13 protein-coding genes are annotated in these 16,018 nt (G+C 72.6%); 3 read left to right on the top strand and 10 right to left on the bottom strand.

Annotation, left to right across the window (positions count from 1 at the left end):
* Positions 1-9 precede the first annotated feature (9 nt).
* Complete coding sequence (locus tag ACFV1W_RS22490) at positions 10-978, bottom strand: NADP-dependent oxidoreductase (RefSeq protein WP_380418993.1); 969 nt, start codon at positions 976-978, stop codon at positions 10-12.
* Between the two features lie 130 nt (positions 979-1,108).
* On the opposite strand from ACFV1W_RS22490, the gene ACFV1W_RS22485 reads away from it, so the two are divergent.
* The gene (locus ACFV1W_RS22485) at positions 1,109-1,486 is read left to right on the top strand and encodes a winged helix-turn-helix transcriptional regulator (protein ID WP_380418992.1); all 378 of its coding nucleotides are present in this window, start codon (positions 1,109-1,111) and stop codon (positions 1,484-1,486) included.
* A gap of 472 nt (positions 1,487-1,958) precedes the next feature.
* On the top strand, positions 1,959-2,270 hold the full coding sequence (locus tag ACFV1W_RS22480) for an alpha/beta hydrolase (RefSeq protein ID WP_380418991.1): 312 nt from the start codon (positions 1,959-1,961) through the stop codon (positions 2,268-2,270).
* Between the two features lie 18 nt (positions 2,271-2,288).
* Here the strand turns inward: ACFV1W_RS22480 and ACFV1W_RS22475 are convergent, their stop codons facing one another.
* Positions 2,289-3,083 carry an alpha/beta fold hydrolase gene (locus ACFV1W_RS22475; RefSeq protein ID WP_380418990.1) on the bottom strand — a complete coding sequence of 265 codons (795 nt, stop codon included), beginning with the start codon at positions 3,081-3,083 and terminating at the stop codon, positions 2,289-2,291.
* Positions 3,084-3,144: 61 nt separating this feature from the next.
* On the opposite strand from ACFV1W_RS22475, the gene ACFV1W_RS22470 reads away from it, so the two are divergent.
* Positions 3,145-3,564 carry a MarR family winged helix-turn-helix transcriptional regulator gene (locus tag ACFV1W_RS22470; RefSeq protein ID WP_380418989.1) on the top strand — a complete coding sequence of 140 codons (420 nt, stop codon included), beginning with the start codon at positions 3,145-3,147 and terminating at the stop codon, positions 3,562-3,564.
* Positions 3,565-3,927: 363 nt separating this feature from the next.
* On the opposite strand, the gene ACFV1W_RS22465 is transcribed toward ACFV1W_RS22470, so the two are convergent.
* The 8 genes from ACFV1W_RS22465 to ACFV1W_RS22430 form a co-directional block, all read right to left on the bottom strand.
* The gene (locus ACFV1W_RS22465; protein WP_380418988.1) at positions 3,928-4,485 is read right to left on the bottom strand and encodes a hypothetical protein; all 558 of its coding nucleotides are present in this window, start codon (positions 4,483-4,485) and stop codon (positions 3,928-3,930) included.
* A 159-nt stretch (positions 4,486-4,644) separates the two neighbouring features.
* On the bottom strand, positions 4,645-5,922 hold the full coding sequence (locus tag ACFV1W_RS22460) for an aspartate aminotransferase family protein (RefSeq protein WP_380418987.1): 1,278 nt from the start codon (positions 5,920-5,922) through the stop codon (positions 4,645-4,647).
* 366 nt (positions 5,923-6,288) lie between these two features.
* Complete coding sequence (locus ACFV1W_RS22455) at positions 6,289-8,814, bottom strand: acyl-CoA reductase (protein ID WP_380418986.1); 2,526 nt, start codon at positions 8,812-8,814, stop codon at positions 6,289-6,291.
* The gene (locus ACFV1W_RS22450) at positions 8,811-9,977 is read right to left on the bottom strand and encodes an acyl-protein synthase (protein ID WP_380418985.1); all 1,167 of its coding nucleotides are present in this window, start codon (positions 9,975-9,977) and stop codon (positions 8,811-8,813) included. Before ACFV1W_RS22450 ends, ACFV1W_RS22455 begins: the two co-directional genes overlap by 4 nt.
* Complete coding sequence (locus ACFV1W_RS22445; RefSeq protein WP_380418984.1) at positions 9,974-11,119, bottom strand: GNAT family N-acetyltransferase; 1,146 nt, start codon at positions 11,117-11,119, stop codon at positions 9,974-9,976. The genes ACFV1W_RS22450 and ACFV1W_RS22445 overlap by 4 nt, the downstream gene beginning before the upstream one ends.
* On the bottom strand, positions 11,116-12,486 hold the full coding sequence (locus ACFV1W_RS22440) for an MFS transporter (RefSeq protein ID WP_380418983.1): 1,371 nt from the start codon (positions 12,484-12,486) through the stop codon (positions 11,116-11,118). The genes ACFV1W_RS22445 and ACFV1W_RS22440 overlap by 4 nt, the downstream gene beginning before the upstream one ends.
* Positions 12,483-13,745, bottom strand: a complete 1,263-nt coding sequence (locus ACFV1W_RS22435; protein ID WP_380418982.1) for a phenylacetate--CoA ligase family protein — start codon at positions 13,743-13,745, stop codon at positions 12,483-12,485. Before ACFV1W_RS22435 ends, ACFV1W_RS22440 begins: the two co-directional genes overlap by 4 nt.
* A gap of 1,209 nt (positions 13,746-14,954) precedes the next feature.
* On the bottom strand, positions 14,955-15,935 hold the full coding sequence (locus ACFV1W_RS22430) for a zinc-binding dehydrogenase (protein ID WP_380418981.1): 981 nt from the start codon (positions 15,933-15,935) through the stop codon (positions 14,955-14,957).
* Positions 15,936-16,018: the final 83 nt, after the last annotated feature.

The following is a 16,018-nucleotide window of genomic DNA, read 5'->3' as shown; positions in this document are numbered from 1 at the left end:
GAGAGTGGTTCAGTTGGTGACAGTCAGGACGAGCTTGCCGCGGGTGCGGCCGGCCTCGCCGCGGGCGTGGGCCGCGCCGGCCTGCTCCAGCGGGAAGGTCTCCTCCACCTCGACGGCGACCTCGCCGGCGTCGATCAGCCCGGCGATCGCCGTCAGCGCGGCACCGTCCGGCTCGACCAGGAACGGGGTGACTCGCACTCCGGCGGCCTCGGCGGCCTGCGCCAGCTCCGGTGAGACACCGGCCGGAATCGCGACCAGCAGGCCGCCCGGGCGCAGCACCTTCAGCGAGCGGGTGCTGGTGCTGTCGTGGGCGTCGCCCACCAGGTCGATGACGACATCGACGTCCTTGACGGCGTCCTCGAACCGGGTAGCGGTGTAGTCGACGCTCTCGTTGGCGCCGAGTTCCTTGAGCCAGGGGTGGCGGGCGGCGCTGGCGGTGGCGATCACGTGGGCGCCCAGGTGGCGGGCGAACTGGACGGCGAAGTGGCCGACCCCGCCGGCGGCGGCGGTGATCAGGACGCGCTGGCCAGCGGTGACGTGGGCGGTGTCGACGACGGCCTGCCAGGCGGTCAGCGCCGCCAGCGGCACGGCGGCGGCGTGCACGTGGTCGATGGTGGCCGGCTTGCGGGCCCACTGGCGGGCCGGGGCGGTCACGTACTCGGCGTAGGCGTTGGCGACGCGCGGGAACCACGGCATGCCGTACACCTCGTCGCCGGCCTTCAGCGTGGTCACACCGAAGCCGACCTCCTCCACCACGCCGGACACGTCCCAGCCGAGGGTGAACGGCGGCTCCCCCAGCAGGCCCGCCATGCCGGTCCCGCCGCGGGTCTTCCAGTCCACCGGGTTGATCCCGGCCGCGTGCACCCGCACCAGCACCTCGGTCGGAAGCGGCACCGGGCGCGGCACCCGCTCGACCCGCAGCACCTCCGGGCCGCCGAAACCGTCCTGAACCACCGCGCGCATCGTGTCTGCGGACATGCGTCATCTCCTGAAAGGGCACTCTGCGGAGGGCCGTTGGCGGCCCTCCCTCGACGTCGACGACGCTATCCCTGTGGGTATAGTTACCTTCAAGGCCTAGTACTTCCCATCGGGAAGTAACCTGGTGAGCATGACGACCACCTGCCCCAGCGGCCAGCACTCGCACCACGACGTCTACGCCGCCCAGTGCCCCTGCCGAGCCCTGCTCGACCTGCTCGCCAACAAGTGGTCCGCCCTCGCCATCGGCGCCCTCGAAGACGGCCCCCAGCGCTTCGGCGAACTCCAGCGCAAGCTCCAGGGCGTCAGCCCCAAGGTGCTGACCCAGACCCTGCGTCGCCTGGAGGACTTCGGCATCCTCGACCGCACCGTCTACCCCGCCGTCCCCCTGCACGTCGAGTACTCCCTCACCCCGCTCGGCCAGAGCGCCGCGATCCCGATCAACGCACTCCGCTCGTGGGTCGAGGACAACATCGACCACGCCCACCGGCCGGAGCCGGTCGCGCCCTGAGGCCGTCACCTCCGTGCGGCAGAGCAGCGCCTCTCGTGCGGACCTTGCCCCGAGGACCTACGGGACACCGGCATGGCCCTCGGCGCTTTGGTGCCGACTCGGGAGGACAACGGACCAGGTCCCCCGCAAGTGAGTACACGGGTGTCGTCCCCTGGCTGTCGGAGCGGGCAGTCCGTCAACGGATGGCCCGGCCCTACGGCCGAGGACCACAAGAGACGGCTCGCACCGCGATGCCGTGAATGTCCTTCGGCTCGTCGTTGCAACAGCGGCTACACCTGCGTTGGTCGAAAGGCGGCCGAGGCGGAACGTGGAGGCAGCGATGCGTGGCTTCGTTCATTTCAGTCAGCAGCGCTTGTTCGTCCGAATAGAGCCCCGATGCGGGTCGTGTTCGTGCATGGGGCGTGCGTGCGGGACGGGGTCGTGGTGGTGGCATCGCACTGCCGGATTGCTGCGGGAGCGAGGGGTGCAGAGCGTGGCGCCGACGCTGCCGAGCTGCGGCGAGGCGGGCCTTCCCGGGGGCCGCGGCGGTCCGGGGCTGTCCGAGGACGTCGCGGCGGTGCGGCAGGTGCGGCTGGACAGCGATGAACCCGCTGTTGTGGTCGCCCACAGCTATGGCGGCATCATCACCACGGAAGCCTCCGCGGGTGCCGGGTCGGTCCGCCACCTGATCGAGCCGTTTGATCTCGACGGTCCGGCCGCTCACGCGGATGTCGGGGGTGGTCATGGCGTGCCTCGCTCGCGGATGACGTCGGTCCCCCCTGGCGGCCAGTTGGCGGTGCGGTAACTGGCCGCCGACGGTTACTCACTGTTGGTAGGACGGGTTGCTCGTCTGGCGCAGGTGGGCGTCGATCAGAGCGGAGGTGGCTTCGGGCTGTTCGATCTGCGGAAGGTGGCCCGCCTCGGGGATGACCTCGAGTCGGCCGTTGCCGAAGGCATCGGCGTACGCCGCGCCGTAGGCGGGGGTGACGATGCGGTCGCTCCTGCCCCAGAGCAGGAGGGTGGGCGTCTGGACATGTCCGAGCCGACGCAGCAGCTCGGGGTCATGCATGTAGGGATCGCCGGCGAGGATGCGCATGGTGGCCATGTTGGTTTGCCTGCGCGCGAGTTCTTCGGCTGGGACGTCGGCTGGGTCGAGGTAGTACCGGTCCGGGTCGTGCCAGGAGTGCTCCGCGACGCCGCGGGCGTCAAGGGCGAAGAAGTCAGTGATCGGTTCCGTATCGACCTGCACGCCGACGGCATCGATCAGGACAAGGCCTGTGATCATTCCCGCGCTGTCGCGGACGGCCATCTCGGCGGCTATCCAGCCGCCGAGCGAGGAGCCAACGACGAGAACGTCGCGCAGTCCGCGTTCGCGCAGGTGGTGGAGGTAGGCGAGGGCGAGGTCGGCGATGCCGGTGAGCCATGCGGGGCGGTGGGTGCCGTCCCAGCCGGGGTGCACGGGCGTGATGGTGTGCGCGATGCGGGAGAGGTGTTGGGCGAGGCCGGCGACTGTGGCGCGACCTCCGCCGCCGTGCAGGATGAGGACCGGCCTGCCGGCTCCGGCCTCGTCCAGCGTGAGGGACAGGTCGGCGTACGGGGCTGATGCGTCGGTGGGCATGCCTTCAGAGTAACTAAACATCCTTAAATAAGGAAGCTTGGTTGTGGCGTAAACTGGCTCCATGCACAGTGAGCTGCAAGAACTCGGCAGAGCGGTCAAACAAGCCCAGTATCGACAGCACCGGGCCCTCGACAGCGCGCTCTCCGCCATCGGCACGACGCTGGCCCAGTGGGACGCGCTGCGAGCGATCAGCCGCTCACCCGGGGCATCAGCCCGCGAGCTGGCCGCAGCGACATTTCAGACCGAGCAAGCCTTCGGAACACTCGCCGGCCGCCTCACAGCCCAGGCCCTCGTCGAACGCCGACCGGGACACGGCCGGCGCATCGAGCACCATCTCACGCCCATCGGCGAGCAGGTCCTGGCGGCCGGCCACACGGTTGCGGACAAGGTGCTAGCCGCCTGCTTCTCGGCCTTGCCCGACGCGGACCGCGCAACCCTGCTCGACCTACTTCAGCGCCTCACCGCCGAAGGAGACACGTAGACCGCCGCAGGCACACCTCATGCGTGTTCCATGCCTCATCGCGGTGGCACAGAGCCCGCTCGCGGTTGTAGACGCACATCAGCATCGCGTTCGGGTTGTCGTAGACGGCCAGGAGGGGGTTGGCCAGGAACTTTCGCCTTCGCGCTCTGTGATGACCGTGCCGGTGAACTGTGGTGCGGTTGCGGCGGCACGGATGGCACGTCGGGCGGCTGGGCCTGAGATGCCGATGCCGTCTTCGAGGTGGGGGTGGAGGTCGGTGATGGTGTCGATGGTGGCGCGGGCGGTCTCGACAAGAGCCAGTGCCAGCCCTGCCCGGTCCGGCCCAAGTGCACCAGCTCCCGCGACGCCCGGCGCACCGTGGCGCTACCCCCGCTGCTCCACAGCCGCGCCCGCCTCCGTGCCCGTCCCGCCGCCCGACTGCGGGACGACGGGCGCGGTGTGCCGGGCGATCAGGGCGCGCAGCGCCTCGGGGGAGGAGGTGCCGCGCTTGGGCAGCGTCAGGAAGCAGTTGCCGCTGCGGTTCAGCAACACGAACTGGTACTCCGTCTCCAGGGAGCGCGGCACCCGCGCCCAGGGCAGCACGCGGGTGCCGCGCGCGTCGGTGACGCTCACCCCGGCACCGTCCACCACCGCGCGGTACGCGCCGCCGCGCCGCACCGCGCGCCGCCGCGCGGCGAACACCTGGTAGTGCGGCGCGGCCAGGGCCAGCGCCGCCAGCGCGGCGACCGGCACCGCGTCCGCGGCACCCGCCCCGCCGCTCGCCGCCTTCAGCGCGCAGCCGAGCGCGGCGACGGCGGCCGGCGCCCACACCAGCAGCCGGGACAGCCGCCCCAGGGTGGTGTGCCGGGCCTGGGCGGCGAGTGCCTCGCGGAAGTCCTCGGCCGTCGGCGCGTACGCCAGTTCCACCCGCTCCTGCTCCACCGCGCGCTCTCCTTGATCCACTGGTCCGGCGGCGGATCGTAGCAGAGGAGCGGCCCGGTGGGGCCCGCCGGCAGCCGCTGAGCCCGGGCCCTGGGCTTCCCCGGGGTTGAGTGTGTGGCAAGCCCGGTCCGGAAGGGCCAGTGGCGCCGGCGCGTGGTGTCAGCAGGCAGCAAGCAGCGAGTCGACGAGGATGCCCAGTCCTTCCCGTGCCTCGTCCTCGGTCAGCGTGAGCGGGGGCGCCATCCGTAGGGCGTGGCCGTGGAGGCCGCCCTTGCCGATGAGCAGGCCCCGCGCCTTCGCGTGCTCCAGCACCCGGGCGGCCAGCGGGGCGCTCGGCGCTCCCGTGCCGGGGTCGATCAGGTCGACGGCGAACATCAGACCCTTGCCCCGGACGTCCCGCGCGATCGGGATCCCTTCCGCCGCGGTCCGCAGACCGTCCGTCAGCAGGCGGCCGAGCCGGTGGGCGTTGGCCTGGAGGTCGTGGGCGAGGAGGTAGTCGAGGGTGGCGCCGGCGGCGGCCGTGGCGATCGGGTTGCCACCGAAAGTGGAGATGCCGTTGGCCGGGAGCGCGTCCATCAGCGAGCCCTCCGCGACGACGCCGCCGATCGCCAACCCGTTCCCCAGCCCCTTCGCGAAGGTCATGATGTGGGGTGTCACGCCGTGGGCCTGGATGCCCCAGAAGTGCTCTCCGGTACGGCCCCAGCCCGTCTGCACCTCGTCCGAGACCAGCAGGATCCCGTGCCGGTCCAGGATCTCCCGGTATCTCGTAAGGAGTCCGTCCGGTGCGGCGGTGAAGCCTCCGACGCCCTGGACGGGCTCCACGATCAGGCAGGCGACGTCGGTGGCGGTGGCCGTGTCGAGGACGTGCTGCAGATCGTCCGTGCAGAACGCCAGGAAGTCCTCGTCCGACAGGTGCGGGAAGCGTGCGCGGTCGGTGCCGTGCAGGTAGTGGACGTTGACGGGCGAGAGCGAGGAGTTCTTCCAGCTCCGGTTGCCCGTGACGGCCGTGGCCGCGTACGAGCGTCCGTGGTAGCTGTTGCGCAGGGCGAGCACCTGGTCGGACCGGCGGGCATTGGTCGCGAGCAGCAGCGCCGTCTCGTTGGCCTCGGTGCCGGAGTTGGTGAAGAAGACCTTGGCGTTCGGGATGCCCGACAGCCCCGCGATCTTCTCGGCCAACTCCACCTGGGCGCGGAGGAGGTACAGCGTCGAGGTGTGCACGACCCCGGTGCGCAGCTGCCGCTCGACGGCCTCCCGCACCTCGGGCACGTCGTACCCGAGCATGTTGGTGAGGATGCCGCCGAAGAAGTCGAGGTAGCTGCGCCCGTCGGAGTCGGTGACGCGGCGCCCCTTGCCGCTCACGATCTCGATCGGGTCGTCGTAGTAGAGCGACACCCACTTCGGCATGACCGCGCGATGGCGGTCGAGCAGGTTCGACATGCGGGGCTCACTCTCCTTGCGACACCCAGGGCGCCGACCGGCGTCGACCGGGCAGGAGCCCGGGCGCACGGACGGCTTTGGGGCAAGCTACCCCGCCTCCGGCCCGTGGGCCGGTCAATCGGGGGCGACACGGGGTGCGACCCCGTGGGCGCGACCCGCAGCTGATCGAGTCGACCGAAGGCGGTCGATCAGGCCCTTCCGGAGCCGGTGGGAGCCGCGGGTGCGGGCCGGGCCGTGCGCGGCCGGGAGGGGGCCCGGCTCTGGGGCGGGCGGGGGTGGGGGGGGTGCGGGGGGCGGGGGGGGCGGTGGGGGGGGGGGGGGGGGCGGGCGGGCCCCCCCCCCCCCCCCCCCACGGCGGGGGTCAGCTCACGTGGCGATCGGCCGGCGGTCGACCACCGTTCGGAGCTTGCCGCTGGTGGGCGTCCGGTCGAAGGCGGCGGAGTCGGCGGTCTCGACCGTGAAGGCGAGCAGGTCCTCGGCCACGGCGGAGGCGAGTTCGGGGATGGCGGCGGGGAAGACGGCCGCGGCGGCCGCGGGGTCGGGGGCGTACCGCTCGTCGAGGCGGACGGTGACCTGCTCCCGGCCGTCGCCGGGGGACAGGAGCAGTTGCAGCTCGCCCCGGTAGCCCAGCTCCTCCTCGGCCACCGCGATGAAGCGCCGGACGTTGAGGAAGTAGGTGCCGACCCGGACGACGTCCCCGTACCGGCCGAGGAGTTCGATGCGGGGGGCGTGGCTGCCGCAGGGGCAGACGCCCTCGACGGCGCGGCCGAGGTCGCCGATCTGGTAACGCTCCAGGCGCTGCCCGGCCCGGGTGCGGCTGGTGAAGACCAGACGGCCCGGCTGTCCGGCGGGCACCGGACGGTCGGCGTCCGGAGCGAGGATCTCCAGGGTGTGCAGGCCGGTCAGGACGTGGTGGACCGAGCCCTCGGCGTGGGTGCACTGGTAGCCGAGCGGCCCCAGGTCGGTGCTGCCGTACGCCGCCGAACGGATCAGCTCGATGCCGAACTCCTCGGTGAGGACCCGGCGTTGCTCGGCGGTGAAGTGCTCGCCGCCGTAGAACACCTTGCGGATCCCGCCGTACGCGCGTAGCGCGGTGCTCTGGTCGTGGAAGAGCTGCCAGAGGTACGACGGCATGCCGAACACGGCATCCGCCCGGTACGTCACCAGCGCCTCGGCCGTGGCGGCGTGGTCGGGACCGGCGGCAATCGGGAGCTGGGTGGCGTTGAGGCGTTCCAGGATCGAGAAGAAGCTGATGAAGCTCCCGTACATGCCGCCGCAGTAGAACAGGTTGGCGGCGCGGTCGCGGGCGGGGTCGAACCCGGCGGCGAGCAGGCCGTCGGCGCAGGCCCGCATCTGGGTGTCGTAGTCGGCGTTGGTGAACACGGACAGGGCCGGGGCGCCGGTGCTGCCGCCGCTGCGGAAGTGGAGGTGGGCGTGCTCGGGCGCGAGGGCGCGCAGCTGCTCCTGCACCCCCGCCTTGTCCAGCAGCGGACCGCTCGGCGCGGTGGGGACGGCGGCCGGGCCCGCCAGGTCGTCCAGGCAGGCGGTGGTGGCGAAGGCCCGGTCGGTCCGGACGCTGATGCGACGGCTGTAGCGCTGGAGCGCGTACACGCCGTCGTGGGGTTCGCCGTGGTAGCTGTCGAGCATTCCGCCGACCGGGGTTACCCGCAGCACGCCCGCGGCGAGCACGGCCTGCGACAGCCGGGCGACGTCGGCGCGGCTGCCGCCGACGGCCGCGGTCTGCAGGTACCGGCGCATCGGCCGCAGCACGGTCATGACACGGGCGCGCGGCAGCGGCTTGACCCAGACGCTGCGGTGGAGCGGTGAGGCGGCCAGGGCGGGGCGGGTGTCGGCGAGGACGCGCCAGGAACCGTCCGCGGCGGCCAGCACCCGGGTGAGACCGAGGTGTTCCTCCAGCCGGGCGATGAGTTCGGTGGTGGTGATCTCGGCGTGCTCGGCCTGGTCGAGCTCGGGCCGGGGCAGCCCTGCGGAGGCGTCGGCGAGGTGGGCCGCGAAGCGCTCGGCGAAGGCGAAGACCTCGCCGTCGTCCTCGGTGTCGAGATAGATCACCTGGGGGCTGGAGCAGGCCTGCTGTTCGAAGCGGCAGACATCGGCGGCGAGTGCCTCCAGCGTCGGACGTTCCGACCAGGCGTCGCGGGTCAGGTAGGCGAAGGAGATCCGGTGCCCCCACTCCACCAGCCGGCAGCCGGCCGGGACCAGCCCGGCGACCGAGCGGACGGCGTCCTCCCCGCCCCAGACCGCCACCGCGTCGGCGGGCTCGCACATCAGCCGCAGCCACTCGGTGCGGGCGGAGGGGAAGCGGAGCGCGACGACCCTGCGGGCCAGGGCACCGGTCGGGTCGGCGGCGGCCAGCTCGGCGAGCAGGTGCTGGGCGAGAAGCGTGTCGGCGCTGCTGGTCTTCAGCACGTTGAGGTTTCCGGTGAGCAGGCCTTCGACCGCGCTCAGCGGGGCGACCGCGGCGGCGTTGCCGGGGGCGATGTGGACCAGGAGCCCGACCGGCGCCCACGCCTCGAAGGTGGTCTCGCGGGCGTCGGGCCGGGTCAGCCGCTCGGGGTGCAGTCCGCCGAGTTCGCGGCGGAGCTTGCGTTCCAGGGCCGGGCGGGCGATCGCTTCGGAGATCTCGGCGAGCGTCGCCGTCGCCTCGGCCGGGTCCGTGCCGGCACCGGTGAGCTCGGCGAGCAGCCGGCTGCGGACCGGGCCGTCCGGCGCGCGGAGGGCGTCGGAGACGAGCTGACAGGCGTTCAGCACCACTTCGGTGGAGAGGGGTTCGGCCAGGGCATCGGCGACGAGGGCGGGCAGCCCGGCGAGCCGGCGGGCGGCCTCGTCGTCGTCGATGAACGAGCCCTGCCAGAAGTGGGGTGCGGTGGTCACGACATTCCCTTCAGGAGTTCGGCGGCGGCCGCCGCGCAGTTGCGGTTCCGGCTGACCCCGGCGCGGCCGTGGACGGTGAACCACGGGGTGGGCAGCGGGCAGGGGCATTCCTGCGGGGGGTGCAGCGAGGCGAGGTCGCCCATGACGACGCTCTGCGCCGGCACCGAGGTGATGTACGGGGAGACCAGGTGGAGGAAGCCGCGTCCGCCGTAGGGCAGCGGCTCCAGGGTGCGGGTGTCGCGGACCGCAGCCCGCGACCAGACCGGTACGTGCAGGCGGTGGTGCCCGCACTCGATGTACGGCACGCAGTGCTCGACCGAGCCGAAGGTGTCGCGGATGCGGTCCGAGGGGACGCCCAGCCGCTCCGTGACCTCGGCGTAGAACTGCTCCTTCCCGATCTGCCGGTCGGTGTGCCCCTTCCAGCCGCCGCCGAGGAGGACCAGCGAGCCGGCCGGCAGCTGCAGCGGCGGCAGGCCGAGCGCGCGCATCCGCTCCAGGGTGAAGTGCAGGAACGCGGGGAAGCCCAGGATCCGGACCGGCAGCCCGTCCTCGGCGTAGCGCCGCAGGGCCTCGATGCAGCCGTGGACGTCGAACTCGTGGCCGCTGCCGGTGTGCCGCAGCGCGTGGGTGGTGTGGTTCGCCGGGGCGAAGTCGCAGAGGTAGTTGTCGGTGAAGGAGGTGCCCAGCTTCAGCTGCGGGGCGGGCTCGTAGCTGTACAGCAGGTAGTTGACGGGCTGGTCGGGCGTGATCCAGCCGTAGTGGTCGAAGATGCGGGCCACCATGCGCTGGGCGGAGCGGATCGTCCAGCTGTCGAAGAACATCTGCGACTTCTGGCCGGTGGTGCCGGAGGAGGTGAGGTGGAGGAACACCTCCTCCCGCGGGATGGAGAGCACCTCGTGCCGCTTGAAGAAGTTGGCGTGCACCAGGGGCGTGCGGATCCCCGCGCCGACGGTCGGCGCCGGGGTTTCCGCCGGGCCGTCCAGCAGCGAGCGGAGGAACGGCGAGCGCTGCGCGTGCCACGCGTTGGTCTCGGCCATCGCGGCGGCGAACAGGGCGTCGGTCTCCGGCCCGGCCGCGTACGGGGCGGTCAGGTCGCAGAGCTGCTGGACGTGCGGGAGCGCGGCGGGGTCGGGGACCCGCACCGGCGCGAGATGGGTGTTCACGGGGCAACCTCGGAAAGGGGTAGGTAGGTCGACGTCCAGGCGGTCAGGTAGGCCTGCAGGTACGGCTGGAGCGGACCGCTGACGGCCGCGGCCCGGAAGTCGATCTGACGGCTGGTTCGGGACAGCACCACGTAGTCGTGGAACCGGTCGCCGATCCGGCGCATCGCCGGGTAGACGGCGCTCGGGATGAATCCGGCGGCCAGGAAGGCGTGCAGCCCGGCGGTGTCGGCCAGCGGCAGCAGCGTCTCGACGTAGTCGGCGCCCGCACGGCTGACGGCCGCCATCAGCGGCTCCAGCGCCCCGGTGACGGCCGCCGGGGACGGGTGCACCGCGATCAGCGAGCAGCTCGCCGCGGCCCGGTCCAGGTCGGCATACGCCTCGAACGCGCCGTCCGGCGGGGTGAGCACGGCGTTGGGCAGGTGGAGCGGGAAGAACCGCTCGCCCGGGTCGGGGAACAGCTCCAGGAAGCGGCGACGGACGAAGCCGGGCGCGCTGACCAGCTCCATCGGTGCGGTCACCGGTGCGGTCTGCCCGACGGTCGGGGCGGGAAGGTCCGTCGGGCGGGGGCGGCCGTAGTCGACGCCGGTGCTCCGCCGGGCCGCTTCCAGCAGCGTGACGAGGGCCGCGGGCACCACGTCGACGCTCTCCCGCCGGGCCAGGACACCGTCGGCGTGCCGGGCGAACAGCGCGAGGCTCTCGCAGCCGGCGACCTCGACGGCGTTCGGCATCAGGCCGAGGGCCTGGAAGCCGTTGCGGGCGAAGACCTGCTGCGGGCCGGGGGTGACCACGCGGACGGTGGCGTAGACCGAGTCCAGCGTGCCGGTGGCGAAGGCGTCCGCGCAGACCGCGGCGGTCAGCCGTCCGGCCAGGCCGCCGCCCCGCTGCTCCGGGTGGACCGCCAGGCCGACCAGCTTGCCGATCCCGCCGCCGGGGTCGGTCTGCACCGCCACGGAGCCGGCCAGGCGGCCGGCGCCCTCGTGGCGTGCGGTCAGCCAGTGGGTCTGCGGGTCGTCGATCAGGCGGCGCATCTCGGCGGGGTCGCTGCCGAGCGCGACCGGGTAGCCGTGGCCGTAGACGTCGAAGTAGAGCTGTCGCAGCTGGGCGACGTCCTGCGGCGCCGCGGGGGCGAGCGTCACCGTCACCGGGTGCCTCCGATCGGTGCCGGGGCCGGTTCTGCGACCGGTCCTGCGGCGTCCGGTGCCGGGTCCTCCTGCGGGGCTGTCACGCTGCTGGGTCGGCCGGTCCACCACAGCGCGGCGGCGACCGGCAGCACTCCGAGGCCCTGCACCAGGCACAGCGTCCGCGGCGAGAGGTGGTCGCCGAGCAGGCCGAACACCAGCGACGACAGCGGGAAGGTGGCCCCGAGCAGCGCCTGCATGACCGCGAAGAAGCCCGGCCGGTCCTCGGCCGGTACCAAGCGTTGGAACAGCGCCACGAAACGCACGCCGATCACGCCCACGCACCAGCCGGCGACGGCCATCGCCCCGACGGCCGGGGCCTGTCCAGCGGCCAGGCCGGGCAGCGCGAGCGCTACGGCCATCAGACCCAGGCAGCCGGCGCCGACCGCGGTCGGCGCGCCCGGGAGGAGACTGCCGGTGAAGGAACCGACCAGCGTGCCGGCACCGAGGGCCGCCTCCAGGGCGGCGACGGTCGAGCCGTCCGCGTGCAGCACCGTCCGGGTGTACAGCGGCATCACCACGAACACCGCCGTGGTGAACACGTTGGCCGCGGTGAAGCAGAGCAGCACGCGGCGGATGAACGGCAGTTCGGACAGGATACGGCGCAGCGGCCGGCGGGTGGTGGCCGACGGGAGGTCGGCGGTCCGACCATCGGCCGACGGGCGGGCAGTGGCCGGTGCGTCGGTGGCCGGTGCGTCGGTGGCGGGGGCGTCCGGAGCCGTCGGGAAGTGGGTGGCGCCGATCAGGGCGGCCGCCAGCAGGTAGGCGCCGGCGCACCCGGCGACGATGCCGGGCAGGCCCGCGCCGTCGACCACCAGCGGGCCCAGCAGCCCCCCGGCGAGGCCGGCCAGCGACTGGGTGGCCAGTTCGAAGCCGGTCGCGGCCTCGATGTCGGCGTCCTCGACCAGTTCCGGCACGGAGGTGGTCAGGCAGGGGTCGAACACCGCCTGGCAGCCCGCCAGCAGCAGCGCCGCACCGTACACGACGGCCATCGGCGGCGTCGCGGCGTACGTCCAACCCGCCGTGCCGAGGGTGACCAGACCGGCGGCAGCGGCCGAGGCGCCCAGCACCGTGCGGTGCGGGAGCCGGGCGATGAGCGAGGCCACCAGCGGCGCCAGGGCGACCGCGGGCAGGGTGCTGACGGCGAGGAAGGCGCCGGAGGCGAGGCCGCGGTCCGCGCCGGCGGCGTAGCCCACCAGCCACCACACCGCGCCGACCTGGAACATCCGCCCGGCGGCCTGGGTGAGGACCTGCGCGACCCAGACGGCGGCGAAGCGCCGGTTGCGCAGCACGAGCGGCAGGCGGCGGGTGGCCGCCTCGACGGCCGTCACGAGTGCGGCCGTTCGTCGAGGACGCGGACCAGCTTGCCGGTCCGGGTGTTGACGGCGAGTTCGTGCGGGCGCACCCAGCTGACCGACAGCGGGTGGACGTGGCCTGCGGCGACCGCCTCCGGGTACAGCGGCCGTGCCGTGTGGATCCCGGTCGTGACGGCCTCGGCCAGCTCGGGGAGGCCAGCGGGGTTGCCGTCGCAGGCCAGCCGCAGGGCGAGGCCGTCCCGGCCGTCCCAGCGGCGCACCACGAGCTGCACGCCGATCACCCGGCCGGCCGGGTCGGCGGTCCGGACGAGGTCGAGCACGTCCTGGGTGTACAGCGATACCGGTCCCACCCGCACGCCCTCCTGGGCCCGGCCGAGGATGCGGAACCGCCCGGCGGCGGCGTCGGTCCACTCCGCGCGGTCCCCGACGGGGTAGCGCAGCACGGGCATCAGCCGACGCCGCAGGTCGGTGACCACGACCCGGCCTGCCACGCCCTCAGTGGTGATCGGCTCGCCGGTGTGGTCGTCGAGGATCTCCACCACCGTCTCGGGGGCGAACACCCGGTGCACCCGGGTGTCCGGGCCCGGCACCGGCCGACCGAGCAGTCCGGCATCGACGGCGGCGTAACCGATCGAGGAGACACGGGCGTTGGGGAACACCTTGGTCAGCAGCGGCTGCTGGTCCTGGTAGAGGCCCTCGCCGCCGAACAACAGCAGTTCCACGTGGGGGAGTTCGCGGCCGGAGGCGAGCAGGTGGTCGGCCAGCGCGCACAGCGTCGTCGGCGTGCCGGCCACCACCTCGACCTCGAACTGCTCCAGGGTCCGGACGGTCGACTCCAGGGGCGCCGCCCCGCCGATCGGCAGCCGGACGTTGGCAACGGGCGAGCGGTGCAGCGAGTCGAGGATGAAGGTGTAACTGGCGTACAGGTCGCCCGCGTAGAAGAGATCGGCGACCCGATGCCCGGCACGCAGGCCGGCGTCGACCAGTCCGGCGCCGAACGAGGTGGTGAACTCCCTCCACTCCTCCCTGCTGTAGAACGAGAACTTCGGCGAGCCCGTGGTGCCGCCGCTCTTGAAGACGACCGCCTCGTCCAGCGGCCCGGTCAGCAGCCGGTTGTCGCGGGGCGTGTTGGCCTGCCAGAACTCGGTCTGGGGGACGACCGGCAGATCGGTCAACCGCGCGACCGGGTCGGGCAGTCCCGCGTAGAGATCGGCGTAGAAGGGAGAGTTCCGGCGGGCGAAACGTATGAGTTCGACAATGGGTTGGGCGGGCATCAATTCCTGCTTTTGGGCATGCGAGGGCCAAGGCGAGGTCGGGTGGTGCGCGACTTCGCCCAATGGATCGGAGACGATTGTTCGGGCCGGCGGTCGGGGGAATTCGATCCTGCTGCGACTCGACGGGCCACGGGACGGGAAGGCGGACCGAGCGCGGGCGCCAAGGGGCGACACGCGGGACGGTTCGTCAACTGTTGCGACTTCGGGAGTGGTGGGGCATCCCTCTCGCAGAAACAAAGGCTATCACTCGGATATGCCTTTGGATTCCAGACTGACCCGCCGTCAGAACGGTGCGGATACGACCCGAGCCCTTGCTGTCGGCCCGTCGTCGGCCCGAGGCGAGCCAGGGTGAGGTGGGTCTCACGGCGGCCGGCCCGGCGGCCCGTCGCCGGTCCCGCACGAAGAATTCCGGCATTTATTTGGTTGAATGCGCGACATTTCATGTCGGGCCGCCGGAAAGCGGCCCGGATGTCGGAATTGACACCCGCCGTTCAGGGGGTGCGCCCTCCGTCTTTCGGCGGGATCGCGGCGACGGCAGCAGCGGTGGGGTCGACGACGGAGAACAGATCGGCCGGGCCGAACGGGTCCTGTGCGAGGGGGCGGCCGCGACGAGGCGGGAGAGGATTCCTCGCGGCCCAGCAGGACGGCCGGCCGCGCGCGGCCCGCCAGGTCGCCGAGCTCGGCGCACCACATTCCTGCCGGGCGCTGATGCCGTTCTCCGGCGGATGCGGGGCATCGGCCTGCCTCGGGAACTGGCTCGTCTCCCGACCGACGAGCTGCGCACATTCCTGGCGAAGTACACCGGGCTGCCCGAGCACCCCTGGGGCGTCGTTCGGGAGGGCGGCGAGGTAGAGGTGTTCTCGGGCGTCACCCACTTGAGCGGGGCAAGGCCGCAGGCCGCCCCCCGAGCGCGCGGGCGGGCCCTGACGCCGGCCCCAGCGGCGCGAGGCCTGGTCGCCGGGGGCCGGCCCCGACGCCGACGGGCTCGTCGTCCCCTGCTGACGGTGCGGGGCTCTGCCGGAGGAGCCGTGCACCGTACGGAACCTTGACCGGCCGATCGGGCCGGTCAAGGTTCCGCATCCGGAGCGCACGGCCGCCGCCCGCCGGGCTGCCCTGCCTCGGTGGCTCAGAAGCCCGGCGTCGCCAGGTCAGGGCGGAGCGGGCCGTGAGGTGCGTCCACGCCCTGGTTCTGACGGAGGGCCTGGGAGCTCAGCCGAGGGTGACGACCATCTTGCCGAGGGCCTCTCCTGCCTCCATGGCCCGGTGGGCTTCGACGATCTCGTCGAACCGGAAGACCCGGGTGGGACGGGCCCGGAGGGCACCGACGTCGACCTTGGTGTAGATCTCGTCCAACGGTACGTCGGTGAGCGGGAATGCGGGGGTGCCCAGGACGAAGGCGCTGCCGAAGAAGCTGAGTCGGACCCCGCTGGGGAGATCGGCGATCGGGTCGAAGTCCCGCACCGGCTCGAATCCGCCCAGGAAGCCGACCTGGCACACCTGGCCGCGCGGCCGGACCAGGGCCAACGAGTCGCGCAGGGCGCTGTTGCCGACTACGTCGAACACCGCGTCGACGCTGATCTCCCGTTCCGAGATCTGGTCGGCGAGCGCGCCGTCGTCGATGAGCACGTCGGCGGCCCCGAGCTCCTTCAACACCGGCGCCCGCTGCGGGTCCCGGGTCGTGGCGAGCACGGTTGCGCCGTGGTCGACCGCGAGGTTGACGGCGGCTTGGCCGAGCGATGAGGTCGCTCCCCTCACCAGGACGGTCTCGCCCGGTCGTAGGTCCAGATTGCCGAACAGTCCGCTCCACGCCGTTGCGTACACCTCGGGCACAGCTGCCAGATCGGCCCAGTCAAGCGACGAACGCACGGCCACCACGTTGGTCGCCGGCACGGTCACCAGTTCCGCGTAGCTTCCGTTGCGGGTCCGTCCCATGCCGCCGAGGATCGCCACGACCCTGGTCCCGACGGGGAGTTCACCGGATGGGTCCGCCTCGACCACCCCGGCGCACTCGATCCCGGGGACGGCGGCGACCTTCCCCCAGGCGCCGCTGCGCATGTACGCCTCGGCGTGGTTGAGGCCGAACGCCTTGACCCGAATCAGCACTTCGCCGTCGGCGGGCACCGGGTCGGGCAGTTCGGTGAGGGTGAGAACCTCGGGGCCGCCGTGGGCGGATATGACGATGGCCTTCATGTCCCGGCTCCATTCTTGAGCACTTATTCAACTATCGGCGCGAAAAAAGAGCCACCGCGTACAGTGGCCCGTGTGCCTGACCT

This window comes from Kitasatospora sp. NPDC059648 (genome assembly GCF_042734825.1).
GTDB lineage: Bacteria > Actinomycetota > Actinomycetes > Streptomycetales > Streptomycetaceae > Kitasatospora.
This window is presented reverse-complemented; position numbering and strand designations above follow the sequence as displayed.

Excerpts from the sequence above, each read along its gene's own strand:
- ACFV1W_RS22490 (WP_380418993.1), bottom strand. The coding sequence starts at position 978 with ATGTCCGCAGACACGATGCGCGCGGTGGTTCAGGACGGTTTCGGCGGC.
- ACFV1W_RS22485 (WP_380418992.1), top strand. The coding sequence starts at position 1,109 with ATGACGACCACCTGCCCCAGCGGCCAGCACTCGCACCACGACGTCTAC.
- ACFV1W_RS22475 (WP_380418990.1), bottom strand. The coding sequence starts at position 3,083 with ATGCCCACCGACGCATCAGCCCCGTACGCCGACCTGTCCCTCACGCTG.
- ACFV1W_RS22470 (WP_380418989.1), top strand. The coding sequence starts at position 3,145 with ATGCACAGTGAGCTGCAAGAACTCGGCAGAGCGGTCAAACAAGCCCAG.
- ACFV1W_RS22460 (WP_380418987.1), bottom strand. The coding sequence starts at position 5,922 with ATGTCGAACCTGCTCGACCGCCATCGCGCGGTCATGCCGAAGTGGGTG.
- ACFV1W_RS22435 (WP_380418982.1), bottom strand. The coding sequence starts at position 13,745 with ATGCCCGCCCAACCCATTGTCGAACTCATACGTTTCGCCCGCCGGAAC.
- ACFV1W_RS22430 (WP_380418981.1), bottom strand. The coding sequence starts at position 15,935 with ATGAAGGCCATCGTCATATCCGCCCACGGCGGCCCCGAGGTTCTCACC.